Below are 23,322 nucleotides of genomic sequence, written 5' to 3' on the forward strand. Positions count from 1 at the left end.
CCTAAGGCGACGGGATCATCGCCGTCAGGATCGTCGCCTGGAGGAGCGAAATCACCCCGACCACCGCGGTGAGCAGCAGCGACCACAGGAACGTCTGCCGCAGCAGTGAGCCCTCCTTGCCGCTCTGGCCGATCGCCGTCGCGCCGATCGAGAGGTTCTGCGGCGAGATCATCTTGCCCATCACGCCACCGGAGGTGTTCGTCGCGCCCGCCAGGATCGGGTTGAGGTTCAGCTGCTGCGCCGAGATCACCTGCATCGGCCCGAAGAGGCTGTTCGTCGACGCGTCCGAACCGGTCAGGAACACGCCGAGCCAGCCGATGTAGGCCGAGAACAGCGGGAACACCGCGCCGGTCGTCGCCAGGGCCAGGCCCAGCGTCTGGGTCGCGCCCGAGTAGTTCATCACGAACGCGATGGCCAGGATCATGAAGATCGTCGCCAGCGCCCAGCGCATCTGGAACAGCGTGCCGCGGTACGTCTTGAGCAGCAGCCCCGGCCGCGCGCCCATCGCGAACCCGGCGATCACCGCCGCGATCAGGGCGACCGTGCCCGGCGAGAACAGGAAGTCGACGGTCAGCGTCGCCGCGTACGGCGTGTTCTTCGCGGTGATCGGCGGGTGCTGCACGACGTGGTTGTGCAGGCCCGGCCACGCGAAGATCCAGTCGGCCTTGTGCAGCAGCTTCGTCAGGTCGAGCCACGCGGGGAGGTTCTTGAAGATCGTGCCGATCCGCGACAGGAAGATCGCCAGGATCAGGATGATGTAGGGCATCCACGCGTAGAGCGCGCCGCGCTCGGCCTGGGCGGCGCCGAGGCTCTTGGCCGGGACGGCTTCCTCGCCGTCGAACCGCCACACCGCGGCCGGCTGCCAGAACCGCGTCAGGATCCACAGCGCGGCCATCGCGGTGAGCGCGGCGAGGACGTCGACCAGGCTGGCGCTGATGTAGTTGGACGCGACGAACTGCATGGCCGCGAAGGCGAGCCCGGCGGTCAGCACGGCCGGCCACACCTCGAGCATGCGCTTCCAGCCGGCCAGGACCACGACCAGGAACGCCGGGATGATCAGCGCCAGCACCGGGACCTGGCGTCCGACGGCCGCCGAGAACAGCTCGGTCGCCTGGTCCTGCTTGAGGTGCATGATCGGCGCGGTCAGCCGGCCGAGCACGATCAGCGGGTTGCCGAGCCCGCCGAACGCGACCGGCGCGGTGTTGGCCAGCAGCGCCAGCACGACCGCCTTGACCGGCGGGAACCCGAGCGCGGCCATCATCGCCGCGGTGATCGCGATCGGCGACCCACCGCCCGCCACGCCTTCGAGCAGCGCCCCGAAGCCGAACGCGATGAGCAGCGCCTGCAGCCGCCGGTCCTCGCTGAACCCGGCGAGGACGCGCTTGATCGCGTCGAACCGGCCGGTGGCGACGGTGACGTTGTGGAAGTACACGGCGTGGAAGGCGATCCACGCCACCGACCACACGCCGAAGACGACCCCCATCGCCGCGGAGTCGAAGGCCAGCGCGGCCGGCATCCGGTAGAGGAGCAGGGCGACGCCGAGCGCGGTGACGAGCGCGAGGGCCGCCGAGAGGTGCGCGGAAAAGCGGATCACGCCGAGCGAAACCAGCAGCACGATGATCGGCAGCGCGGCGAGCAGCGCGGACAACCACAGTCCGCCCGCCGGCTGGTAGTCCTGGATCCACGTCACGATCGGCTCCTTTGCCGGGGGTGCTCAGGCCGGCCGGCCCCGGACGTACCCGAGCCGGAGGGAAAGGGCGGCGGCGGTCCCGGCCACGGAGGCCCCGAGCTCGTCGAGGCGGCGAAGCACGCGAGGAGCGGGCCCGGCGATGCTGATGGCGGCGATCGGCCGCCCCGAGTGGTCCCGCACGGCGGCGGCGACGCACCCGACGTCGGGCTCGTTTTCGACCTCGTCGATCGCCCACCCGCGCCGGTGGGTCTTGGCGAGCTCGTCGAGCAGCCGGTGCGGGTCGCTGATGGTCTTGAGGGTGAGCGGGTCGAGCTTCATCCGCCGGACGCGTTCGAGCCGGTCGGCCTCGGGCAGCGCGGCGAGCCAGGCTTTCCCGAGCGAGGTGGCGTGCTGCGGCCGCCGGGTCCCCAGCCGGCAGGCGAGGGTGACGGCACTGGCACTGCGTTCGGTGGCGACGTAGACCATGGTGTCGTTGTCGGGGACGGCGAGGTAGGTGGTTTCCCCGGACCGTTCGGCGAGCGAGGCGAGGTACCGCGGCGCACACCGGTGCAGGTCGGTGGCGGCCATCGCCCGCGCCCCGAGTTCGACGAGCCGCGTGCCCAGCCGCACGCGCCCGGTGACCTGGTCGGCTTCGAGGTACTCGAGGTTCTTCAGGGTGCCGACGATGCGGTAGGCGGCACTGCGCGAAAGCCCCAGTTGCCGCGCGATCGCATTGGTGGAAATCTCCTGGTGCCGGCCGACGTGCTCCAGCACGGCGAGTCCGCGTTCGAGAGTTCCGCTTTGTTCCAGCCCGCGCTCCGGTCCCACGTTGCCCTCCGTTGGACAGTTTCCCGCTCAGCGGTACGCCTTTCCGCTGGCTGGGGTTGGACGGTAACACCTCCGATGTATCTGCGGAAGATCTTGTATTTTTTCGCAACAATGCGAGTAGTTGTGGATGCTAATTGGTTCAACATCCGATGGTTAAGTTTCCTACCTATGGCGGTTGTGCGGCCGCGGACGGCCTCGTTCGACAGGTTCGACGGCGGGTTTGTTCATATGCGTGAATGGGCGAGTGGGTTGTCAACAGGGCGCGGGCAATGTGGACAAACCGGCTGAGGGCGGCGGTTTTCCGCGGTTGTTGTCACCCCGCGCCGATACGCTGGACCCGGGGGGCGCCCCCGCGGCGGGTGGGCGGTTTCGGGCCGGTTGGACGCTTGCCGGGGGAGACGGCCGGCCGGGGATGACCTGCCGGGAGAGTGAGCCGGGCCGCCGGTCGGGGATGAGCCCGGTCGCGGCCGGGATGCCCGCGGGAGCGAGGTCTGTCGGGATGGTGGGGGTTTCGGCGGTTTTCTGCGGCGGCCCGCTGTCGCAGGCTCGCCAGGCCACTCAACCGCACCAGCGCGACAACGCCGGATCACCTCGGCCGCTCGAACGGCACAGCACGCCCCCCCGCAACACCCCTCCGGAGAGCGGCGTCACGGACTCAGGAAAATCACAGCGCCCGGCAGGCACCATCCAGGCGGTGTCCCTCCGAAGTCCCCTCCGTACCCGTGCCTCCGTCGCCGCCGGGCGGCTGACCGCCTGGCTTTCCCGCAGCTCGGGGCTCGGCCGTGGTGGCATGATCGGTGGCCGCGTCACCCTGGCCCTTGATCCGCGGGCCCTGCGCCGGCTCGGGCGGGAACGCACCGTCGTGCTCGTCACCGGTACCAACGGCAAGACCACCACCTCGCTCATGCTCACCCGCGCCCTGGAAACCCTCGCCGAGGTGGCCGCCAACAGCGATGGCGCCAACATGCCCGACGGCATCCTCGCCGCCCTGACCGCCCGGCCCGGCGCGCCCTACGCCGTGCTCGAGGTCGACGAGACCTACCTGCCCTGGGTCGCCGACCAGGTCCGGCCCGCCGTGCTGGTGCTGCTCAACCTCAGCCGCGACCAGCTGGACCGGGTCGGCGAGGTCCGCGCCACCGAACGCGACCTGCGGGCCGCCATCGCGGAACTGCCCGGCACGGTCGTCGTCGCGAACTGCGACGACGTCCTGGTCACCTCCGCGGCGAGCGCGGCCGCCAAGCTCGTGTGGGTGAGCACGGGCCGCCGCTGGACCGGCGACTCGACGGCGTGCCCGCGCTGCGAAGGCCGCATCGAGACCCAGGAACGCCACTGGGGCTGCGCGTGCGGGCTCGCCCGCCCCGAGCCCGGCTGGACGCTCGACGGCGACCTCGTCCGGACGCCCGGTGGCCGCGAAGTCGACCTCGACCTGCGGCTGCCCGGCGAGGTGAACCGCGCGAACGCCGCGCTCGCGCTCGCCGCGGCGCACCGGCTCGGCGTGCCGCCGCACACCGCCGCCGCGCGGCTGCGGACCATCACCGACATCGGCGGCCGCTACCGCACCATCCGCCGGTCGCGGCACTCCGTGCGGCTGATGCTGGCGAAGAACCCGGCCGGCTGGGTCGAGACGCTGCGCGTGCTGGACGAGGACACCCCGGTCGTCGTCGCGGTCAACGCCCAGGAGGCCGACGGCCGGGACCTGTCCTGGCTGTGGGACGTCCACTTCGAACGGCTGCGCGGGCGCCAGGTGGTCGTGACCGGCGAGCGCGGCGCCGACCTCTCCGTCCGGCTCTGCTACGCCGAGGTCGCGCACTGGGCCGAGCCGGACGCGGTCGCCGCGATCGACACCCTGCCGCCCGGCGCCGTCGAGCTCGTCGCCAACTACACGGCGTTCCGCGACCTGGTGGGCAGGCTCCCGGGTGGCTGACTCGACCATCCACATCGGACTCCTGTTGCCGGAGGTGCTGGGCACCTACGGCGACACCGGTAACGCGCAGGTGCTCGGCAAACGGCTGCAGTGGCGCGGGCTCGACGCCGAGGTGGTGCCGGTCGGGCTCGGCGAACCGGTGCCGTCCACTTTGGACCTGTACCTGCTCGGCGGCGGTGAGGACGGCGCACAGGTGCTGGCCGCCGCGCACCTGCGCAAGTACCCGGGCCTGCGGCGGGCCGTGGCGGCCGGCGCGGTCGTGTTCGGCGTGTGCGCCGGCCTGCAGGTGCTCGGCACCCGCTTCCGCGGCCTCGACGGCGTCGACCACGACGGCCTCGGCCTGCTCGACGTCACCACCGAACCCGGCCCGCAGCGCGCGGTCGCCGAGCTGGTCGCGACGCCGTCGCAGCTCTTGGACGGCGAGGCCCTGACCGGCTTCGAGAACCACCTGGGCGTCAGCAAGCTCGGCGCCGACAGCGAGCCGCTCGGACGGGTGGTGCGCGGCACCGGCAACGGCGACGGCACCGAGGGCGCGGTGACCGACCGGGTCGTCGGCACCTACCTGCACGGCCCGGCGCTGGCCCGCAACCCCGCGCTGGCCGACCTGCTGCTGGCCTGGACGATCGGCCACCCGCTCGGCCCCCTCAGCTTGCCCGAGGTGGAGCGGCTGCGCGGCGAACGGCTGACCGGCCCGCGGCGCCGCCGGGGCGCGTGACCCGGTGGCGACGAGCGTGCCGCGGCTGGTCGGGCGGGGCGAAGCGGTCGTTCGTGGCTACGCTGCGTTGGTGAAACTCGGCAGGGTGATCGCCGCGACCGGCGTCCGGATGCGCACCACCGCGGTGGCGGTGTTCGCGCTCGCGCTGGCTGTCGCGGCCGCGGGCGTGGTCGTGGTGATCCTGCTCGAGGAGTCGCTCGACCGCAGCGTCACCGAGAGTGCTCGCAGCACCGGCCGGCAGGTCGCCATCCAGCTCGTCCGCGAAGGCGCGCGCGACCTGAGCGCCAGCGACGTCGCCAGCACCGGCGACACCGAGGCCGTCACGCAGGTGCTGGACGCGCGGGGCACGCCGATCGCCAGCGACCCGGCGATCGTCGGGCACCCGCCGCTGACCACGGCCAGGCCGGCGGTCGGGCAGGAGGTCATCGAGACCCTCCCGCTGGGCCTGAACGGCGACAGCGACGACTACCGCGTGGTGTCGCAGGAGGTGAACGGGCCGGGCGGGCCGTTCACCGTGATCTCCGCGCGCTCCCTGGAACCGGTCACGGAGGCCTCGACGCGGCTGACGCTGCTGCTCGGGCTGATCGCCGTGCCGCTGCTGGCGATCGCCGGCTTCGCGGTGTACCGCGCGGTCGGCTCGGCGCTGCGCCCGGTCGAGCGGATGCGCCGGACCGTCGCCGAGATCTCCACGCGCGACCTCGCCGCGCGCGTGCCGCTGCCACCGGGCGGCGACGAGGTGCACCGCCTGGCCGTGACGCTCAACGAGATGCTCGGGCGGCTGGCGTCGGCGCAGGCCGCGCAACGCCGGTTCGTCGCGGACGCCAGCCACGAGCTGCGTTCGCCGCTCTCGACGATCAGCACCGCGCTCGACGTCTCCGGGCGGCACCCGGAAAGCACCGGGGACCTGGTGCCGGTGATCGCCCGCGAAACCGCGCGGCTGCGCGAGCTCGTCGACGACCTGCTGATGCTGGCCCGCACCGACGACACCACCGACCGGCCGCAGCGCACCGAGGTCGACCTCGACGACATCGTCCGCGCCGAGGGCGAGCGGGTCCGCCGCGAGTGCGCGCTGGACGTCGAGGTCCGGGCCTGGCCGGCGAAGGTGCACGGCAGCGAGGCCCAGCTGCGGCGGGCGGTGCGCAACCTGGTCGACAACGCCCGCGGGCACGCGCGCTCGCGCATCCGCGTCAGCAGCGCGGTGCGCGGCGACCTCGCCGTCGTGGAGGTGAGCGACGACGGCCCCGGCGTCGGGCCGGCCGACCGGGAGCGGATCTTCGAACGGTTCGTCCGGCTCGACGCGTCGCGGCAGCGCGGGCACGGCGGCACCGGGCTCGGCCTGCCCATCGTGGCCGGCATCGCGGCGCGCCACGGCGGCCGGGCGAGCTACGCCGCCTCCGACGAGCCGGGTGCGCGGTTCGTGATCGAGCTGCCGGTGATCGAACTGCCGAAGGAGGAGTAGTGCGCCTGCTGATCGTGGAGGACGAGCGCGAGTTCGCGGAGACGCTGCGGCGCGGGCTGGTCGCCGAGGGATTCACCGCCGACGTCGCGCACACCGGCCGCGAGGGCCTCTGGCGGGCGACCGAGCACGCGTACGACGTCGTCGTGCTCGACATCATGCTGCCCGAGCTGTCCGGCTACGAGGTGCTCAAACGCCTGCGGGCGGCGGAAAACTGGACGCCGGTGCTGATGCTGACGGCCAAGGACGGCGAGTACGACGAAGCCGACGCCTTCGACCTCGGCGCCGACGACTACCTCTCCAAGCCGTTCTCCTTCGTCGTGCTCATCGCGCGGCTGCGGGCGCTGCTGCGCCGCGGCGCGCCGGCCCGCCCGGCCGTGCTGGAGGCGGGCGACCTGCGGCTCGACCCCTCCGCCCGGACCGTCCACCGGGGACAGAAACGGATCGAGCTCACCGCGCGCGAGTTCGGGCTCCTGGAGTTCCTGCTGCGCCGCGCGGGGACGGCGCTGTCCAAGAACGAGATACTGAGCCACGTCTGGGACGCGCACTACGACGGCGACGAGAACGTCGTCGAGGTCTACATCGGGTACCTGCGCCGCAAGATCGACGCCCCGTTCGGCACGCACACCATCGAGACGGTCCGCGGGGTGGGCTACCGGCTCGTGGACGTTACCCGATCGTGACGTGAAGGCCGTTTACCGGAAATTGGTGCCGCTGGGTGTTCCGGTGTTGCGCCATTTGTCTCCCCGGGTTGCCGCGGACTGCCCAATCGTTCGCGCGAACCGGTGAAAAATACCGTCCCGCGACCGCCGTGCACATGATCCTCCCGGTTGCTACGGTGGGCCACCCACCCGCGACGAGGAAAGCGATGACGGAATCGCCACCACCTTTCCCTGCCTTCGACAAAAATATGGCGGAACCCACCGGGAAATCCGTTTCCCGGCTCCGCGCCGCCGACGCCATCCAGGCGGCGACGGCCCAGTTCGGCGTGGTGACGGGCCAGACCCCGCACGCCGTGACCGGGATCCGTAGCCGCGGCGACGGGGGCTGGTCCGTGCTCGTCGACGTCGTCGAGCTGGCCCGGATCCCGGACTCCACCAGCGTGATGGCCACCTACCGGGTGGACATCGACGCGGACGGCGAGCTCGCCGCGTGCGAGCGGCTGCGGCGGTTCACGCGGGGCACCACCGATTCCTGAAAGGAAGGTCGACACGATTGGCCGCTTCGTCCGATTCGCTGGCGGACATTCTGGAACGCGTCCTCGACAAGGGAGTCGTGATCGCCGGTGACATCGGCGTGAGCGTGGTCGACGTCGAATTGCTGACCCTGCGGATCCGCCTGTTCATCGCTTCCGCGCAGACCGCCCGTGAAATGGGCATGGACTGGTGGACGAACGACCCGTTCTTCGCGCCGAATGCCGCGCGCGGTGAACTCGCGGCGCGCGTTGCCGAATTGGAGGCCCGGCTGCCCGTGCCGGGCGGGAGGGAAGAAGCCCGGTGAGCACCGGAAACTGGCTCTGCGCGTACGCGATTACCCGCAACCGGCCGGCCGCCTGGGACGCCGTCCCGGCGCCGCGGCTCATCGGCTACCGCGAGCTCGGCGTGGTGGTCTCCGAAGTGGCCCCGGCCCGCTTCGACCGCATCGACGCGCTCGACCCGGTCGACGGCACGCTCGCCGAGCTCGCCCGCGAGCACGACGCGGTGGTGCGCGCGGTGTTCCGCAGCGAGCCGGTGCTGCCGCTGCGGTTCGGCACGGTCCTCGACGGCGAGGACGCGGCCCGCCGCCTGCTGGTGGCGGGCTACGACCAGGCCCGCGACTGCCTCGACGAGGTGGCGGGCCACCGCGAGTGGGGCATCCGGATCCGGCACGCGGAGCCGGCCGCGACCAGCCGCCCGGATGCGGCGGGCCTCACGGGCACGCAGTACCTGGTCCGGCGCCGCGAACGGCTGAAGGCGATCCAGCGGGCCCGCGAGGACGTGGTCGGCGCGGCCGACCGGCTCGAGGAGGCGTTGCGCCGGCAGGCGGCGGACAGCGTCGGCCGGGCCCGGCCCCACGGCGTGCTGGTGAACACGGCGTACCTGGTGGAGACGGGCCGCGAGGCCGAGTTCCACGCGGAGGTGGAGTGGTTCGCCCGCGAGCTGCGCGCGGCGGGCGCGACGGTGGAGACGTCGGGACCGTGGCCGCCGTACTCGTTCACGGACGTCAAGCTCGGCGCGGCCGCCGATGGCTGACACCGGGACCGCGATCGGCGACCTGCTCACGGGCGGCCCGGGCTCCGCCGACGACCTGCTCGCCGAGGTCTTCAGGCCGGCCGGCACCAACGCCGCCGAGGCCATCGTCGATCTGCTCGACCGGGTCGTGCACCGCGGGGCCGTCGTCACCGGCGACGTCGTCATCTCGCTCGCCGGCATCGACCTCGTGCGGCTCGACCTGCGGCTGCTGCTCCTCGGCATCGAAGGAACGCCCGGATGACCGAACGGATCGCCGCCGACGCCGGCCGCGGGCTCGGGCACCTGGTCGTCACCGTGCTCGACATCCTCAAGGAGGTGCTGGAACGCCAGGCGCTGCGACGGCTCGACGCCGGCACCCTCACCCCGGACCAGGTCGAAGCGCTCGGCCAGGCCCTCATCGCGCTGGAGCTCCGGTTCGCCGAGATCCGCGCCGCCCTCGACGACGTCCCCGCGACCGAAGGAGCGAAGTGACCAGACCGGGACAGACCGGTGGCACCCTCACCGACACCCTCAACGTCCTGCTGGACAAGGGACTCGTCATCGACGCCACGGTGAAGGTGTCCCTGATCGGGATCGAACTGCTGTCGATCGAGGCGAGGGTCGTGATCGCCAGCGTCGACACCTACATCCGCTACCTCGAAGCGATGCAGCGGGTGACCGCACAGGCCCAGCTGCCCAACCCCGGGCAGGTCTCCGTCGGGCTCGGCCAGACCGTCGGGCTGATCCCGCCCCCGCCGCCGACCCCCGCGGTGGCCGTACCGGTGGAGCCGGCCATCCCCGTCGAACAGCCGTGACGCTGCAGCTCTACGGCGTCGTGCGGGCCGGGCACCCGCGGGCGCCGCGGACCGTGTGCTGGGAGGACCTCGCGATGGTCGTCGGCGATCCCGAGCCCGACCCGGCGGTGCACCTGGCGATGGTGTCCGCGCTCGTCGAGGGTGGCCCGGTGCTGCCGGTCCGGTTCGGCACCGTGGCCGAGGACGAGGACACCGTCCGCACCGAGGTGCTCGCCCCGGCCGCCGACACCTACCGCGCCGACCTCGACCGGCTCGACGGCCTGGCCGAGGTGCACGTCTGCCTGCGGTTCAGCGAACCCGGGTCGGCGTGGCGGGCGGCCCGCTCGGACGTCCTGCTCGCCCGGGTCGCCGAGCGCGCCCGCGACTCCGTGGCGCTGCCCGCGGGCGAGAGCGCCGACGAGCGGTGGGCGTTCCTGGTCGGGCTGGGCGACCTGCTCGTCGTCCGGGACACGGTCGCCGGGCTGGCCCACGACGACGGCGTCCAGGCGGACTGGCTCGGGCCGCTGCCCGCGTACAGCTTCCTCGACCGCCGGACGTGCTCCCGGTGGAGCTGGTGAGCGCGGGCGGAACAGTCGCTGAACACTCGTCCCGGCCCTGGCTGCGGTGGCTCGCCGCCGGTGATCCTGGTGCCGTGACCAGCAGTGAAGTCGCGGCGCTGCCGCGGGCCTTCGGCGGGCCCGGCGCCGGGCCCGGGCAGTTCCGCGCGCCGTCCGGGATCGCCGTCGACGCGCGCGGCCGCGTGTGGGTGGCCGACACCGGCAACGACCGCGTCCAGGCGTTCACCCGCGACGGCGCGCTCGTGCGCGTCCTGGCCGGGCGGCTCAAGGCGCCGGAAGCGGTCGCCGTCGACGCGGCGGGCAACGTCTACGTCGCCGACACCGGCAACCGCCGCGTGGTGCAGTTCGCGTGGTGGGGCGGGTTCACGCGCGAGTTCGGCGGCCTGACCCGGCCGCGCGGCGTCGCGCTCGACGACGCGGGCCGGCTCCTGGTCGACGACACCGGGCGCGTGGCCCGGTTCGACACCCGCACGGGCGCCGCGCTGTCCGGCACGAGCGAGCCGATCAGCTCACCGCGGGACATGGCCGACGACGGCGCGGGCGGTGTCTGGGTCGCCGAGACCGGCAACCACCGCATCGTCCACTTCGGAGCGTCCGGCTAGCTCTTGCTAGCTCTTCGAGATCCCGGCGGTCGCGCGGACCACGGCGGTGCACCGGTTTTCGACGTAGGCGAGGCCGCCTTCCTCGGCGATGCGCCGCGCCTCGGCGGACACGATGCCCTGCTGCAGCCAGAGCGCCTTGGCGCCGATCTCGACGGCGTCCCGCGCGATGCCCGCGGCTTCGGGCGACGGCCGGAAGACGTCGACCAGGTCGACCGGCTCGGGGATGTCCTTCAGCGACCGGTACACCTTTTCGCCGAGCAGCTCGGTCGCGGTCGGGTGCACCGGGATGATGCGGAAGCCGTGCGCCTGCAGGACCGCCGGGACGCCGTGCGCGGCCTTGGCCGGATCGCGGCTCAGGCCGACGACGGCGATGGTCTTCGCGCCGGCGAGGATCTCCTCTGCGTTCATACCGGTGGAACGCTTTGCCCGTGTCAAAGCTTCCAGAGCCGCAGGCCGCGCACCCGGTAGACCGGCCACACGACGTGCCACGGCTTCCGGCGGGCGAAGGTCGCGGCGCAGGTCAGGATGTTGCGGGCGGACGTGGTGGCGACTTCGTGGCGGTCGGGCCAGATGCCGCCCTTGGCGCCGACCGCGATCCGGAACACCGTCAGCAGGCCGCGGCCCTGCAGGTCGTACTTCGCGCCGGTGTCGCCGGAGCCGGGGGCCAGCTCCGCGATCTCGGCGCCGAACGCGCGGGCCGCCTGCGGGGCCACCTCGGCGGGGACGACGCCGACGCTGCGCATGATCGCCTTGCCGTGCATGCGCCGCGCGTACCGGAACAGCAGCGCCCGCTCCCACCACGGCAGCAGCCGGTGGTGCTTGAGGAGGGCGGCGCACTCGCCGTGCCCGATCGCGAAGATGCTCGTCAGCTCGTCGTAGGCGCCGTTCGTCGCCGGCTCGTTGAGGTGCAGCCGCACCTCGAACCGGGTGCGGGCGGTGAGTTCGTCGAGCACCTCGCGGCGATCGAACCGCGCCTTCGCGCGCGAGAGCGACCAATCGGACATCGGACCTCCAGACGTCGCGCACAGGCTAGTTGGCGCGCGACGCCCGGACCACGGTTTCAGCCGATCTTCTCGCCGTACATCTCGCCGAGCGGGTCGGAGATCAGCTCGACGCGGGCACCGTCCGGATCGGACAGGTAGATGGAGGTCTTGCTCTCCAGCAGGTACTTCACGCCGGCCTCGTCGAGCTTGTCCTTGATCGCGCTCCACCGTTCGGGCGTGACGGACAGGGCCAGGTGGTGCAGTCCACCGAGGACTTCCGCGTACGGGCCGAGGTCGAGGCCCGGCAGGTCGAAGAAGGCGACCGCGTTGCCGTTGCCGACGTCGAAGAAGAAGTGGCTGGAGCCGGGGTAGTCGCGGTTCTCGATGAGCTCGGTGAGGGGGAAGCCGAGGATGTCCTGGTAGAACTCGATGGTCCGCTCGACGTCGCTGGAGATCAGCGCGGTGTGGTGGATGCCGCGCCCGTTCGTCGCCGGGCGTTCGGCGGCCGGGCGCAGGTGACGCTCGCGCAGCGCGTCGCGGGCTTCGGCGAGCTTGGTGACCTCGGCCTGGGTCGGTGCCATGTCCCTCACGTCCCTTCCTGGTGGTGACTTCGACGCTACGCCCGTTTTATCTCGCGCGCAAGAGATTGCCTGGCGAGAGTTCCACTGGACGGAACATCCTCGCTTGTGTGCGGGGGATGCGCACGGCAGAGTTCCCGAGGTGGATGTCAGCAAGGTGCAGGAGGCCGCCTCGGCGCTGGCGGGGGCCTATGCCTCGCGCGAGCCGATCGAGCCGCTGATCAAGACGTACCCCGACGCGGGCGTCGAGGACGCCTACCGGATCCAGCAGGAGCAGGTGCGGCGCTGGGTCGAGGGCGGCGACGCCGTCCGCGGGCACAAGGTCGGCCTGGCGTCGGCGGCGATGCAGCGGCAGATGGGCGTCGACCAGCCCGACTACGGGCACCTGACCGGCAGCATGTTCCACCTGGAGCACCAGCCGATCCCGACGTCGGCGTTCCTGCAGCCGCGGATCGAGCCGGAGATCGCGTTCGTGCTCGGCTCGGCCCTGCGCGGCCCGGGGGTGACGGTCGCCGACGCGGTGCGCGCGGTCGACTTCGTGCTGCCGTCGCTGGAGATCGTCGACTCCCGCATCCAGGACTGGAAGATCTCGCTGTTCGACACGATCGCCGACAACGCGTCGTCCGGCGGGGTGGTGCTGGGGAGCAGCCCCGCCGCCTTGGGCTCGGTGGATCTGCGGCTGGCGGGCTGTGTGCTGTACCGGAACGGCGCGGTGGCGGCGACCGGCGCGGGCGGCGCGGTGCTCGGGTCGCCGGTGAACTCGCTGGTGTGGCTGGCGAACACGGTGGGCCCGCTGGGGGTCACCCTCGAGCCGGGGCACGTCGTGCTGCCGGGCTCGATGACCCGGGCGATCCCGGTGTCCCCGGGCGACACGATCGTCACCACGATCGCCGGCATCGGCAGCGTCACGGCGGTCTTCGCCCCTGCATCGTCGTCGGAGGACGCATGAACGTGCGAGAAGCGGCTGCTTCTTTGCTGGGAACGGTCTCGGAGCGCGAGCCGCTCTCGGCCGAGTGGCCGGACCTGGACGTCGACACGGCGTACGCGATCCAGGACGAGGCGTTGCGGCAGCGCCGGGCGCGCGGCGAGACGCTCGTCGGGGTGAAGCTGGGGCTGACCTCGCGGGCCAAGCAGCAGCGGATGGGGATCGATTCGCCGCTGCTGGCCTGGCTGACGGACGCGATGGTGCTGCCGGCGGGCGTGCCGGTGCCGTCGCTGATCCACCCGCGCGCGGAGCCGGAGCTGGTGTTCGTGCTGGGCCGCCGCCTGGCCGGCCCCGGCGTGACGGCGGCGACGGCCCTGGCCGCGGTCGACCGCGTGTACGGCGGGATCGAGATCATCGACAGCCGCTACACGGATTACCGCTTCACGCTGCCGGACGCCGTCGCGGACAACGGCTCGTCGGCGTTTTTCTCGGTCGGCCCGGTGGGTCTGCCTCCTTCTTCGCTGGACCTGTCGCTGGAGGCGGCCCTGCTGGAGGTCGACGGCCAGATCGTCGACACGGCAACGGGAGCGGCGGTCCAGGGCCACCCGGCGGAGGCCCTGGCCCTGGCGGCGAACACCCTGGCGTCGCGCGGCCTGGCCCTGGAGCCGGGCTGGCTGGTCCTGACCGGCGGCATGACGGACGCGGTCCCGCTCCACCACGCCTCCCGCATCGCCGCCCACTTCTCCCACCTGGGCTCCCTAACCCTCACCACCCAACCGTGATGCCCCACCAATCACGCGAGATTCCCGCCCAGTCACGCGAGATTCCCGCCCAGTCACGCGAGATTCCCGCCCAGTCACGCGAGATTCCCGCCCAGTCACGCGAGTGACGCGTACCGGCCCAGCGAACTCGCGTACCCGGAAGGTCGGTTCGCGTGCCTGGAGGGTCGGTTCGCGTGCCTGGAGGGTCGGCCGGTAAGCCGACCGTGTGGGCACGCGAGCCGACCGTGTGGGTGCGTGAGCCGACTGGCTGGGTGCGCGAGCCGACCGCGTGGGTGCGTCAGCCGACTGGGTGGGTACGTGAGTTTGCCGGGGTGGTCATGGGGGCTCGGTGCGGTAGGCACGGGCCTGGATCTCGTACAGCTCGTGGTACGTGCCGCCGGCGCGGATCAGGTCGTCGTGCGTTCCTTCTTCGATCAGCCTTCCCTTCTCCAGGACCAGGATCCGGTCGGCCGAGCGGATGTTGGCCAGCCGGTGCGTCACCAGGACCGTCGTGCGGCGGCCGCGGTCCGAGCGGCTCGCGTGCTGCAGGCCGGCGAACACCCGGGCTTCGGCGCGGGCGTCGAGGGCCGCCGTCGGCTCGTCGGCCACCAGGACCGCGGCGTCGCGGTAGATGCCGCGGGCGATGCCCATGCGCTGCCACTGGCCGCCGGACAGGTCCTGGCCCTCGTCGAACTTCTTCGACAGGACCGTGTGCTCCTTGCCCGGCAGGGCCGAGATCACCTCGTCCGCGCCCGAGTAGCCGACGGCTTCCTGCCACGCCAGCCCGTCCGGGTCGGGGCGGCCGAGCCGCCCGACCGTGATGTTGTTCGCCGCTGTCATCGGCCACTCCGCCGGTTCCTGCGCGATCACCGCGATGTTCGCGTGCACCGAGGCCGGGTCGGCCTGCGCCAGGTCGACGTCGTCCCAGCGGACCGTGCCTTCGTCCGGTGGGTAGAGGCCGGTGAGGAGCTTGCCGAGGGTGGTCTTGCCCGAGCCGTTCTCGCCGACCAGGGCGACGACTTCGCCGCGCCGGATCGTCACCGAGATGTCCCGCAGGGCCGGGGTCTTCCCGCCGGGGTAGGTGAACGTGACGCCGTCCAGCCGGATCTCGCCCGGGTCGGCGGGCGCGGTGACCGACGTCGGCGGGTGCTGCCGTTTCTCCGACTCCGCGAGCAGCTGGTTGTAGAACCCGATGTAGAAGGAGTCTTCGTACAGCGAGTTGACCGCGCGCATGGTGCTGGACAAGGCCGTCGACGCCGTGCGCATGGCCAGCACCGCCGTGCCGGCCAGCGCCAGCTCCATCCCGCCGGTGTAGAGCAGCCAGCCGAGCACCAGGTACGCGACGGCCGTACCCAGGCCGGCGGCCGCCCTTCCGGTGGTGCGCACCAGGTTGCTCCGGTGCGCCAGCCGGATCTCCTCGCGCGTGAGGCTGCGCGAGATGCGCCGGTATTCGCCGAGCAGCGGCTCCTGCAGGGTCAGTGCGTGCCGTTCGAGGGCCATCGAGCGCCAGGTCGCGACCTCTTCGACGACCGACTTGCGGATGTTGCGCCCGACGGTGTCGAGGTAGTGCCGGTAGTTCAGCTTCGCCACCCGCGCGGCGGCCCAGCCGTCGGCCGCCGCGGCGAGCAGCAGCACCGGCGCGAGCCACGGGTCGAGCAGCCCGGCCGTGATCATCGCCGCGCCGAGCGAGATCATCGACGACGTCAGGTCGGCCAGCCGGCGCAGGCTCGTCTCGATGGCGCGGACGCCGAACCGGGCGCCTTGGCGCGCCAGCTCCCGGAAGTCCGCGTCCTCGAAGGCGATCAGCCCGACGCGCACGACGGCGGCCGTCACTGCGTCGTCCGCCGCCGCGGTGACCCGCGGCCGCAGCGCTCCCTCGACGGCGGCGACGGCCGCGTCCAGCAACGCGCGCGCCGCGTACGACCCGGTGACGACCGCGATCGCCGGCAGCGACTGCAGCACGCGGTCCGGCGTTGGGCCTTGTTCGAGCAGGGCGGTGAAGACGTTCGCGGTGGCGAGCAGCCCGAACGCCGTGACACAGCCCGAAACGACGTGCACGACGGCGGCCAGCAGCGTCAGCCGTGGCGACGTGCGCCACGCCAGGCGCAGCACGACCGAGACCGCGGTGGGCAGCGCCCGCACGGCCTGGCCGAAGCCCGCGGAGGCCACGCGCTCGTCGACGCGGGCCCATTCGGGCATCTTCACGTTCTCGACCCCGATCAGCGGGGGCGGGTCCGTGGTGGTGGTTTCGGTCACGCCACCATCTGTACCCCGGGGGTCCGACAGTTTTGGGCGGGCTACTGCTCCTTCCGGGTGTATCTGGCGCGCAAAAACGGGCTGTACCCGGGGTTTTCACCCATCCGGATGTCAATTTCGTGCGTCAGCGCCCCGTCGCCGGGGGTGAGCCGGTGCCGGGCGATCCCGCGTGCGGTCTGCTTTTCGAGGGTCAGCGTGGCGCCGGTCCAGCCGCCGCGGGCGGGCGACTCGGGCGGGAAACCGTAGCTGTCGAAGCCGTACCAAAGGGTTTCGCCGGTGTTCGGGTCGGCGGTGAAGACGTTGTGGCCGAGGAACTCCGAGCCGTCCTCACGGCGTTGCCGGTAGTGCTGGACCACCGCGAAACCGTTGAGCGCCAAGCGGTATTCGCAGTCGGCGTGCGCGGTCGAGGCCGGCGCCCAGGGTGAGGCGGCGAGTTCTTCGGTGCCGGTCCAGTCGCCGACGAACGCCTTCAGCGCGTCGTGCGCGGGACCGAGGCGGGGCAGGTCCATGGCGTCTCCATTTCGACAGGTGCCTGTCGATGTGCGAGACTAGCACGCATGCGGTCGCATCGAGCCGAAACGTTCACCCGCGTGATCGACGCGGTCTTCGCGTGCAACGGCGGGTTTCTGGCGGCCGGCGACGCGCTGACCGCGCCGGTCGGGCTGACCGCGGCGCAGTGGCAGGTGCTCGGCTTCCTCGAGGACGGCCCGGCGACCGCGGCGGAGGTGGCGCGCCGCCGCGGGCTGCGGCGCCAGAGTGTGCAGGAGACGGTGAATCGCTTGCTGCGCAACGAAATGCTCGACCGGTTGCCGAATCCGGCCGACGCGCGGGCGCCGCTGTTGTCGTTGACGCGGCGGGCGCGCGCGGCGATGCGGGAGCTGGGGGAGGCACAGGTCGCGTGGGCGGAGGAGATGGCGGCCGAGGTGCCGCCGGAGGATTTGGAGACGACGCTGCGGACTTTGCGGCGGCTGCGGGAGGTCGCGGCTCAGCCACGGCTGCTGTGAGGGGCGGGTGGTCGCGGCTCGGCCGCGGTGCCGACAGCCGCGGTGCTGGCAGCCGTGGTGCGGCCGCGGTCGCTGTGGGCGAGTGGCCGCGGTGTCGGCAGCCGTGGTGCGGCAGCGGTCGGTGTTGGCGGTGTGGCAGCTGGCCGTCGCGAGCTCGGATGGTCGCGTGCCGCGATGTCTCAGCGGGTTGCCCCGGGGCCCGCAAGCATGTCCACGTCGTTGGCGTGCATCGGTTCGCCGCAGTGGGCGCAGCGCAGGTCGACCGTGCTGATCTCGCCGCACGCGTGGTGGCGGTAGAGCACCGGCGGGCCCGCCTTGCCCGCCAGCCACTTGTCGCCCCAGCGGGTCATCACCATCAGCATGTCCACCAGCTCCGTGCCCTTCTCCGTCAGCACGTACTCGTAGCGCGGCCTGCGGTCGTACGGGTGGCGCTCGAGGATTCCCTCGTCGACCAGGTGGTTGAGGCGCTCGGTCAGCACCTTGCGCGAGATGCCGAGGTCGGCCTGGAGCTGCTCGAAGCGGGAGACCCCGGCCCACACGTCCCGCAGGATCAGCGGTGACCACGGTTCGCCGATGACGTCGAGCGTGCGCGCGATCGAGCACGCGGCCAGTTCGCTGAAGTTCGTGCGCTGCATACAGCCAGTTTAGCACTCGGGGTTCCCTTAAGGAACTTGACCTGCTACGGTTCTTGAGTCTCCTGAAGGAACTCAGAAGGGAAGCCGCGATGAGCAAGGTCTTCAGCGCCCACGCCGTGTCGGTCGACGGGTACATCACCGGCCGCGGCGCCGGTCCGGGGCACGGGCTCGGCGACGGCGGGACGCTCTTCGACTGGTACACCGACGGGGACACCCCGAGCCGGGTCTTCGACTTCTTCAAGCTCAGCGAGCCGAGCGCCCGCGTCTTCGACGCCTTCGCCGGCCGGGTCGGGGCGATCGTGGCCGGCCGCAACACCTACGAGGACTCGGAACGCTTCGGCGGCGGCAGCCCGCACCCGGGTGCTCCGCTGTTCCTGCTCAGCAGCCGGCCGGCGCCGGAGCTGACCGAGCGGCAGACCCTCGTCGGCACCATCGGGGACGCCGTCGCGGCGGCCCGCGAGGCGGCAGGCGGCAAGGACGTCGGGCTCATGGGCGGCGGTGTCCTGGCCTCGGCGCTCGAGGCCGGGCTGGTCGACGAAATCGTGCTCCACCAGGTGCCCGTCCTGCTCGGCGGCGGCCGTCCGTTCTTCCAGGAGCTACCGTCGCACGTGCGGCTGACCCTGATCGAGGCCGTGCCCGCGCCCGGTGTCACCCACCTCCACTACGCCGTCGCCTGAACACCGTCGCCTGAACACCGTCGCCTGAACACCCACCTCGCCGAAAAGGAGCTCACCGCCATGCTCGAAGCCGACGTTCGCCGCATCCTCGAGACCACCGCGCTCGGCCACCTGGCCACCGTCCTGCCCGACGGCTCGCCCCACTCCGTCCCGGTCTGGGTGGACCCGGAAGGCGACCGGATCGCCATCCTGACCGGCCCGGACTCGCGCAAGGCCCGCAACCTGCGGCGCGACCCGCGAGTCGCGCTCTCCCTGACCCCGGTGGACAACCCGTTCGAGCCGGTGATCATCCGCGGCCGGGTGGCCGAGTGGCTCGAGGGGGACGCCGCCTGGGCGATCGTCGACCGGATCGCGACGAAGTACGTCGGCGGCCCGTACTCGCGGGAGCAGCAGCGGGTCGTCGCGCTGATCGAGGTCGAGCGGCAGAGTGTGGGGATGGGCTGACGTCAGTCCGGCTTGATCCCCAGCATCGTCAGGAACGTGCGGAACCCGGTGGACATGTCGACCTCCGCCGGGTCGAGGAGCCACTGCAGCTGCAGGCCGTCCAGGACGGCGACCGCGATGGGGGCCAGCTGTTCCGGGGTCGTGCCCGGCGGGAGCTCGTCGCGGTGGCGCTCCAGCATCTGGGCCATGCCCGCGCGGACCCGGGCGTAGCGGTCGTGGAAGTACTCGCGCGCCGGGTGGTCCTCCGTCACGCTGTCTGCCGAGAGCACCGTGTACGTCTGGACGATGCCCGGCCGCGTCGCGTTGTAGTCGACGAGGTCCGCCAGCTGGTTCACCGTCATCGCCGACGGGTCGCCCGGTGGTGCGTGGCCGAAGTGCAGCAGATCCCACTCGTCCCGGGTCTCCAGCACCGCCGTGAGCAGGTCCTCCTTGGTCGGGAAGTAGTGCATCAGCCCCTGCTGGGTCAGCCCCACGCGCTCGGCGACGGCGGCCAGCGAGGTACCGCGGTAGCCGCGTTCGGCGATCACCTCGAACGCCGCTCGGACGATGCTGGCTCGGCGGTCGGCGCCCCTGGCCCGGGTCATGATCCCGAGCCTACGGGACGAGCCGTCACGGAACCATAACGTTCACTACCCACCGCCAGGTAGGGTGACGGCAGGACGGACCGCGGAGGGTGCGCATGAGCTTCGACGTCGACGCGCTGCTGGCCCAGCTCGACCTGGACACGAAGGCGAGCCTGCTCGCCGGCCAGGACGTCTGGTCCCTGCCCGCGCAGTCCCGGATCGGCCTCGCCTCCCTGGTGCTCTCCGACGGCCCGGTCGGCGTCCGCGGGACGCGGTGGAGCCCGGACGACCCCTCGGTGACGCTGCCCAGCCCGACCGCGCTCGCCGCGAGCTGGGACCCGCGGCTGGCGGTCAAGGCCGGCCGCCTGCTCGCGCAGGAGGCCCGGCGCAAGGGCGTGCACGTGCTGCTCGCGCCCACCGTCAACCTCCACCGGTCGCCGCTGGGCGGCCGGCACTTCGAGTGCTACTCCGAAGATCCGCTCCTCACCGGGATGATCGGCGCCGGCTACGTCACCGGCGTGCAGGACGGCGGGGTCGCCGTCACGGTCAAGCACTTCGTCGCCAACGACTTCGAGACCGAACGCTTCACCGCCGACGTGCATGTCGGCGAACGCGCGCTGCGCGAGCTCTACCTCGCGCCCTTCGAACTCATCGTCCGGCGCGCGAAGCCGTGGGGGATCATGGCCGCCTACAACAGCGTCAACGGCGTCACGATGACCCAGCACGCCGGACTGCTCAACGGCGTGCTCCGCGACGAATGGGGCTTCGACGGTTTCGTCGTCTCCGACTGGCTGGCCGCGCGCGACACCGTCGCCTCCGCCAACGGCGGCCTCGACGTCGCCATGCCCGGCCCCCGCACGGTGTTCGGGGAACGGCTCGCCGAAGCCGTGCGCGGCGGCGAAGTCGACGGAGCCGTCGTCGACACCATGGTCCGCCGCGTGCTCCTGCTCGCCCACCGGGCCGGCGCGCTCGGCGAAGGCCCGGCGCCCGAGCAGTCCGATTTGGACGGTGACGCGGTCGCGCGCGAGGTCGCGCACCGGTCGTTCGTGTTGCTCAGCAACGAAACCGGCATGCTCCCGCTGCGGGAGCCGGAAAGCATCGCGCTCATCGGCGCGCTCGCCGCGGACCCGAAGATCCTCGGCGGTGGCAGCGCCACCGTGTTCCCCGACCACGTCGTCTCCCCTCTCGACGGCCTCAAGGCGGCCGTTCCCCCTGGCACCGAGCTGGTCTACCGCCCCGGTGCCGATCCGCGCACGACGTTACCGGCGGCCACCGACAGTTTCCGGCTCCGCGCGACCGCCCGCGCCGCCGACGGCACCGATCTCGCGCAATTCCCCCTGCGCAAAGCCAGGATCGACTGGATCGGCGAACTGCCGGCCGGGCTCGACATCGGCACCCTCGCCTCGGTCGAGATCGCCGGCACGTTCCTCCCGGAGCTCGGCGGCACGCACACCTTCGCCGTCACCGGCCCCGGCGACCTCCGCCTGACCGTCGACGGCCAGACCCTGTTCGACGGCGTGAACCTGCCCGAGGGCGGGGACATCTTCACGTCCATCATGCAGGTCCACGAGCAGCGGCGGGAGATCGAGCTGACCGCGGGCGAGCCGGTGGACGTCAGCCTGACGTACTGGATCCCGTCCGAGATGGCCGAGTTCGCCCGCGGCACCTTCGCCTGGGTCACCTTCGCCCTCGGCCACCGCGGCCCGGTGCCCGACCCGGACGCCGCCCTCGAAGAAGCCGTGGCCCTGGCGGCGAAATCCGAAGTCGCCGTGGTCGTGGTCGGCACCACCGCCGAGGTCGAGAGCGAAGGCTTCGACCGGACGTCGCTCGCCCTGCCCGGCCGGCAGGACGAGCTCGTCACGCGGGTCGCGCGGGCCAACCCGAACACCGTCGTGGTCGTGAACGCCGGTTCCCCGGTGGAACTGCCGTGGCGGAACGACGTCGCCGCGGTGCTGCTCACCTGGTTCCCCGGCCAGGCCGGCGGCGCCGCGCTCGCCGACGTCCTCTTCGGCCACGAAGAGCCCGGCGGCCGCCTGCCGACGACCTGGCCGGCGAAGCTCGAAGACGCCCCGGTCACCGACGTGACGCCCGAAGACGGCGTGCTCGAGTACGGCGAAGGCGTGTACATCGGCTACGGCGCTTGGGCTCGCACCGAGAACCAGCCCGCGTACTGGTTCGGCCACGGCCAGGGCTACACGACCTGGGTGTACGAAGAACTCGACGCCTACCCGGACGACGAAGGCGGCGCGCGCGTCCGGGTCCGCGTACGCAACACGGGAACGCGTAAAGGCCGCGAAGTCGTCCAGCTCTACCTGGCCCCGACCGAACGCGGCGACCGGCCGCACCGCTGGCTGGCCGGGTTCGCGAGCCTCGAAGCCGGGCCCGGGCAGGCCGTCGAGGCCGACATCGCCATCACGCCGAGGTCGGCCGAAGCCTGGCGCGACGGCTGGCAGCACATCGCCGGCGAGTACGTCCTGGAGGCGTCGCACTCCTACGCCGAACCGCGGCTGAGCACGCGGGTGGTGCTGCAGAAAATCCGTTGATCACCGCCGCCGGGCCCCGTAGGGTCACGCACGCACCCTCGACCAGGCGAAAGGAGGTGGGACCGATGATCACGTCATTGATCACGCGCTCCCACCCCGGTACGAGGGTGCCGGGTATCTGACCCCGGGAGCGCACTCCCGGAAGGATTTCCGTGACCGAACTGGTCATCCGCCCGCTCGAAGCGGGCGAAGAAGCACTGTTCACCTCCCTGCCCGACCGCGGTCTCGTCGGCCGCACACTGCTCGGCGACGACTTCGCCGAGATGGCGGCGAAGGGCGAATACCGGCCCGAGTGGACCTGGGTCGCCCTGCGCGACGACGTCGTCGTGGCCCGCGCGGCCTGGTGGGCCAAGCCCGGCGACGAAGAACCGATCGCCTTGGACTGGTTCGACTTCACCGACTCCGACGCGGCTGTCGACCTGCTGAAGACGGCGCCGCTGCGCACGGAGTACGCCCTGACCACCCCGCCGGGGTGGCAGGACGATCCGGAGGTCGCGCAGGAGGTCAACGGCCGCGTCGAGGCGGCCGAGCAGGCGGGCTACCGCAAGCTCGTCGAGCGCTACCGCTTTCGCTGGACGCCGGAGAACGGCCTGCCGGAGAAGCCCGGCCGGCTCGAGTTCCGGCCGGAGCCCGACGACGACGTCATCCTCGGCGTCTTCAAGCGCGTGCACGTCGGCAGTCTCGACGCGCACGTCCGGGACACCGTCGAGAAGCACGGTCTGGACGCGGCCGCGCAGGAAGACCTCGACATCATGAAGTGGATGCCGGCGCCGCGGGACTGGTGGCGGCTGGCGTACACACCCGACGGGGAGCTCGTCGGGCTCGTGCTGCCGAGCCGCAACGTCTACGACCCGGTGGTCGGCTACGTCGCCGTGGTGCCCGAGCACCGCGGGAAGGGCTACGCCTACGACCTCGTGGTCGAGGCCACGCACGACCTCGTCGGGTACGGCGCGGACCGGATCGTCGCGGGCACCGACGTCGGCAACGTCCCGATGGCCAAGGCGTTCACGAAGGCGGGTTACCCGGTGACCCAGCACCGCATCGATTTCGTCTGACCCGTCGTGGGGGGGGGGGGGGGGGGGTAAACCCCATGGCCCAAACCCACCCCGGGGGGGGGACGGGGGGGAGCGGGGGTATAAAAATGGGGGGGGGGTGTTGAAAGGGAGGGGTGCGCAGA

The 23,322-nt window shown here is 72.1% G+C and carries 28 protein-coding genes; 19 read left to right on the top strand and 9 right to left on the bottom strand.

The window, feature by feature from the left end; translation table 11 throughout:
- Position 1 precedes the first annotated feature (1 nt).
- Positions 2 to 1,690, bottom strand: coding sequence for an L-lactate permease (locus tag ABZW17_RS37155; protein ID WP_354824594.1), 1,689 nt, complete (start codon positions 1,688 to 1,690; stop codon positions 2 to 4).
- A 24-nt stretch (positions 1,691 to 1,714) separates the two neighbouring features.
- Positions 1,715 to 2,497 carry an IclR family transcriptional regulator gene (locus ABZW17_RS37160; protein ID WP_354824596.1) on the bottom strand — a complete coding sequence of 261 codons (783 nt, stop codon included), beginning with the start codon at positions 2,495 to 2,497 and terminating at the stop codon, positions 1,715 to 1,717.
- 694 nt (positions 2,498 to 3,191) lie between these two features.
- Between ABZW17_RS37160 and ABZW17_RS37165 the strand changes: the two genes are divergently transcribed.
- From ABZW17_RS37165 to ABZW17_RS37220, 12 genes are all read left to right on the top strand, one after another.
- A complete protein-coding gene (locus ABZW17_RS37165; protein WP_354824598.1) occupies positions 3,192 to 4,421 on the top strand; it encodes a MurT ligase domain-containing protein in 1,230 nt (409 codons plus the stop codon).
- The gene (locus ABZW17_RS37170; protein ID WP_354824600.1) at positions 4,414 to 5,136 is read left to right on the top strand and encodes a glutamine amidotransferase; all 723 of its coding nucleotides are present in this window, start codon (positions 4,414 to 4,416) and stop codon (positions 5,134 to 5,136) included. The genes ABZW17_RS37165 and ABZW17_RS37170 overlap by 8 nt, the downstream gene beginning before the upstream one ends.
- Before the next feature lie 70 nt (positions 5,137 to 5,206).
- Entirely contained in the window at positions 5,207 to 6,595 is a 1,389-nt protein-coding gene (locus ABZW17_RS37175; RefSeq protein WP_354824602.1) for an ATP-binding protein, read from the top strand.
- Positions 6,595 to 7,275: a response regulator transcription factor gene (locus ABZW17_RS37180; protein WP_354824604.1), complete on the top strand. Its 681-nt coding sequence runs from the start codon at positions 6,595 to 6,597 to the stop codon at positions 7,273 to 7,275. Before ABZW17_RS37175 ends, ABZW17_RS37180 begins: the two co-directional genes overlap by 1 nt.
- Positions 7,276 to 7,502: 227 nt before the next feature.
- The gene (gvpO, locus tag ABZW17_RS37185) at positions 7,503 to 7,790 is read left to right on the top strand and encodes a gas vesicle protein GvpO (protein WP_354824607.1); all 288 of its coding nucleotides are present in this window, start codon (positions 7,503 to 7,505) and stop codon (positions 7,788 to 7,790) included.
- A gap of 17 nt (positions 7,791 to 7,807) precedes the next feature.
- Positions 7,808 to 8,092 (top strand): gas vesicle protein, encoded by a 285-nt coding sequence (locus ABZW17_RS37190; protein WP_354824610.1) that lies wholly within the window; start codon positions 7,808 to 7,810, stop codon positions 8,090 to 8,092.
- Positions 8,089 to 8,823 carry a GvpL/GvpF family gas vesicle protein gene (locus ABZW17_RS37195; protein ID WP_354824612.1) on the top strand — a complete coding sequence of 245 codons (735 nt, stop codon included), beginning with the start codon at positions 8,089 to 8,091 and terminating at the stop codon, positions 8,821 to 8,823. Before ABZW17_RS37190 ends, ABZW17_RS37195 begins: the two co-directional genes overlap by 4 nt.
- Positions 8,816 to 9,064, top strand: coding sequence for a gas vesicle protein GvpJ (gvpJ, locus tag ABZW17_RS37200; protein ID WP_354824614.1), 249 nt, complete (start codon positions 8,816 to 8,818; stop codon positions 9,062 to 9,064). The genes ABZW17_RS37195 and gvpJ (ABZW17_RS37200) overlap by 8 nt, the downstream gene beginning before the upstream one ends.
- On the top strand, positions 9,061 to 9,294 hold the full coding sequence (locus ABZW17_RS37205; RefSeq protein ID WP_354824617.1) for a gas vesicle protein K: 234 nt from the start codon (positions 9,061 to 9,063) through the stop codon (positions 9,292 to 9,294). The genes gvpJ (ABZW17_RS37200) and ABZW17_RS37205 overlap by 4 nt, the downstream gene beginning before the upstream one ends.
- The gene (gvpJ, locus tag ABZW17_RS37210) at positions 9,291 to 9,617 is read left to right on the top strand and encodes a gas vesicle protein GvpJ (RefSeq protein WP_354824620.1); all 327 of its coding nucleotides are present in this window, start codon (positions 9,291 to 9,293) and stop codon (positions 9,615 to 9,617) included. Before ABZW17_RS37205 ends, gvpJ (ABZW17_RS37210) begins: the two co-directional genes overlap by 4 nt.
- On the top strand, positions 9,614 to 10,174 hold the full coding sequence (locus tag ABZW17_RS37215) for a GvpL/GvpF family gas vesicle protein (RefSeq protein ID WP_354824623.1): 561 nt from the start codon (positions 9,614 to 9,616) through the stop codon (positions 10,172 to 10,174). The genes gvpJ (ABZW17_RS37210) and ABZW17_RS37215 overlap by 4 nt, the downstream gene beginning before the upstream one ends.
- A 74-nt stretch (positions 10,175 to 10,248) precedes the next feature.
- Positions 10,249 to 10,776: an NHL repeat-containing protein gene (locus ABZW17_RS37220; RefSeq protein ID WP_354824626.1), complete on the top strand. Its 528-nt coding sequence runs from the start codon at positions 10,249 to 10,251 to the stop codon at positions 10,774 to 10,776.
- Positions 10,777 to 10,782: 6 nt separating this feature from the next.
- Here ABZW17_RS37220 and ABZW17_RS37225 read toward each other — a convergent pair whose 3' ends face one another.
- The 3 genes from ABZW17_RS37225 to ABZW17_RS37235 are packed head-to-tail and all read right to left on the bottom strand — an operon-like array spanning position 10,783 to position 12,340.
- Positions 10,783 to 11,184, bottom strand: coding sequence for a CoA-binding protein (locus ABZW17_RS37225; RefSeq protein ID WP_354824629.1), 402 nt, complete (start codon positions 11,182 to 11,184; stop codon positions 10,783 to 10,785).
- 23 nt (positions 11,185 to 11,207) lie between these two features.
- Positions 11,208 to 11,780, bottom strand: coding sequence for a hypothetical protein (locus tag ABZW17_RS37230; RefSeq protein ID WP_354824631.1), 573 nt, complete (start codon positions 11,778 to 11,780; stop codon positions 11,208 to 11,210).
- Between the two features lie 56 nt (positions 11,781 to 11,836).
- Complete coding sequence (locus tag ABZW17_RS37235; protein ID WP_310968855.1) at positions 11,837 to 12,340, bottom strand: VOC family protein; 504 nt, start codon at positions 12,338 to 12,340, stop codon at positions 11,837 to 11,839.
- A 139-nt stretch (positions 12,341 to 12,479) separates the two neighbouring features.
- Here ABZW17_RS37235 and ABZW17_RS37240 point away from each other — a divergent pair, with 139 nt between their 5' ends.
- Both ABZW17_RS37240 and ABZW17_RS37245 read left to right on the top strand, forming a co-directional pair.
- Positions 12,480 to 13,286 (top strand): 2-keto-4-pentenoate hydratase, encoded by an 807-nt coding sequence (locus tag ABZW17_RS37240; protein WP_354824633.1) that lies wholly within the window; start codon positions 12,480 to 12,482, stop codon positions 13,284 to 13,286.
- Positions 13,283 to 14,044: a fumarylacetoacetate hydrolase family protein gene (locus ABZW17_RS37245; RefSeq protein WP_354824636.1), complete on the top strand. Its 762-nt coding sequence runs from the start codon at positions 13,283 to 13,285 to the stop codon at positions 14,042 to 14,044. Before ABZW17_RS37240 ends, ABZW17_RS37245 begins: the two co-directional genes overlap by 4 nt.
- A 315-nt stretch (positions 14,045 to 14,359) precedes the next feature.
- On the opposite strand, the gene ABZW17_RS37250 is transcribed toward ABZW17_RS37245, so the two are convergent.
- Both ABZW17_RS37250 and ABZW17_RS37255 read right to left on the bottom strand, forming a co-directional pair.
- Positions 14,360 to 16,222, bottom strand: coding sequence for an ABC transporter ATP-binding protein (locus ABZW17_RS37250; protein WP_354824662.1), 1,863 nt, complete (start codon positions 16,220 to 16,222; stop codon positions 14,360 to 14,362).
- 98 nt (positions 16,223 to 16,320) lie between these two features.
- On the bottom strand, positions 16,321 to 16,788 hold the full coding sequence (locus ABZW17_RS37255) for a DUF1579 family protein (protein ID WP_354824639.1): 468 nt from the start codon (positions 16,786 to 16,788) through the stop codon (positions 16,321 to 16,323).
- Positions 16,789 to 16,836: 48 nt separating this feature from the next.
- Here ABZW17_RS37255 and ABZW17_RS37260 point away from each other — a divergent pair, with 48 nt between their 5' ends.
- Positions 16,837 to 17,283, top strand: a complete 447-nt coding sequence (locus ABZW17_RS37260; RefSeq protein WP_354824641.1) for a MarR family winged helix-turn-helix transcriptional regulator — start codon at positions 16,837 to 16,839, stop codon at positions 17,281 to 17,283.
- A gap of 179 nt (positions 17,284 to 17,462) precedes the next feature.
- Here the strand turns inward: ABZW17_RS37260 and ABZW17_RS37265 are convergent, their stop codons facing one another.
- Positions 17,463 to 17,918 carry a helix-turn-helix domain-containing protein gene (locus ABZW17_RS37265; RefSeq protein ID WP_354824643.1) on the bottom strand — a complete coding sequence of 152 codons (456 nt, stop codon included), beginning with the start codon at positions 17,916 to 17,918 and terminating at the stop codon, positions 17,463 to 17,465.
- Between the two features lie 89 nt (positions 17,919 to 18,007).
- Between ABZW17_RS37265 and ABZW17_RS37270 the strand changes: the two genes are divergently transcribed.
- Both ABZW17_RS37270 and ABZW17_RS37275 read left to right on the top strand, forming a co-directional pair.
- Positions 18,008 to 18,595 carry a dihydrofolate reductase family protein gene (locus ABZW17_RS37270; protein WP_354824646.1) on the top strand — a complete coding sequence of 196 codons (588 nt, stop codon included), beginning with the start codon at positions 18,008 to 18,010 and terminating at the stop codon, positions 18,593 to 18,595.
- A gap of 60 nt (positions 18,596 to 18,655) precedes the next feature.
- Positions 18,656 to 19,039, top strand: a complete 384-nt coding sequence (locus ABZW17_RS37275; protein ID WP_354824649.1) for a PPOX class F420-dependent oxidoreductase — start codon at positions 18,656 to 18,658, stop codon at positions 19,037 to 19,039.
- 2 nt (positions 19,040 to 19,041) lie between these two features.
- Here the strand turns inward: ABZW17_RS37275 and ABZW17_RS37280 are convergent, their stop codons facing one another.
- The gene (locus ABZW17_RS37280; RefSeq protein ID WP_354824651.1) at positions 19,042 to 19,623 is read right to left on the bottom strand and encodes a TetR/AcrR family transcriptional regulator; all 582 of its coding nucleotides are present in this window, start codon (positions 19,621 to 19,623) and stop codon (positions 19,042 to 19,044) included.
- Positions 19,624 to 19,718: 95 nt separating this feature from the next.
- Here ABZW17_RS37280 and ABZW17_RS37285 point away from each other — a divergent pair, with 95 nt between their 5' ends.
- Both ABZW17_RS37285 and ABZW17_RS37290 read left to right on the top strand, forming a co-directional pair.
- Positions 19,719 to 22,145, top strand: a complete 2,427-nt coding sequence (locus tag ABZW17_RS37285) for a glycoside hydrolase family 3 C-terminal domain-containing protein (RefSeq protein ID WP_354824654.1) — start codon at positions 19,719 to 19,721, stop codon at positions 22,143 to 22,145.
- Positions 22,146 to 22,297: 152 nt separating this feature from the next.
- Positions 22,298 to 23,200 (top strand): GNAT family N-acetyltransferase, encoded by a 903-nt coding sequence (locus ABZW17_RS37290; protein ID WP_354824657.1) that lies wholly within the window; start codon positions 22,298 to 22,300, stop codon positions 23,198 to 23,200.
- Positions 23,201 to 23,322 lie beyond the last annotated feature (122 nt).

It is taken from the genome of Amycolatopsis sp. NPDC004625, from assembly GCF_040609695.1.
Classification (GTDB): domain Bacteria; phylum Actinomycetota; class Actinomycetes; order Mycobacteriales; family Pseudonocardiaceae; genus Amycolatopsis.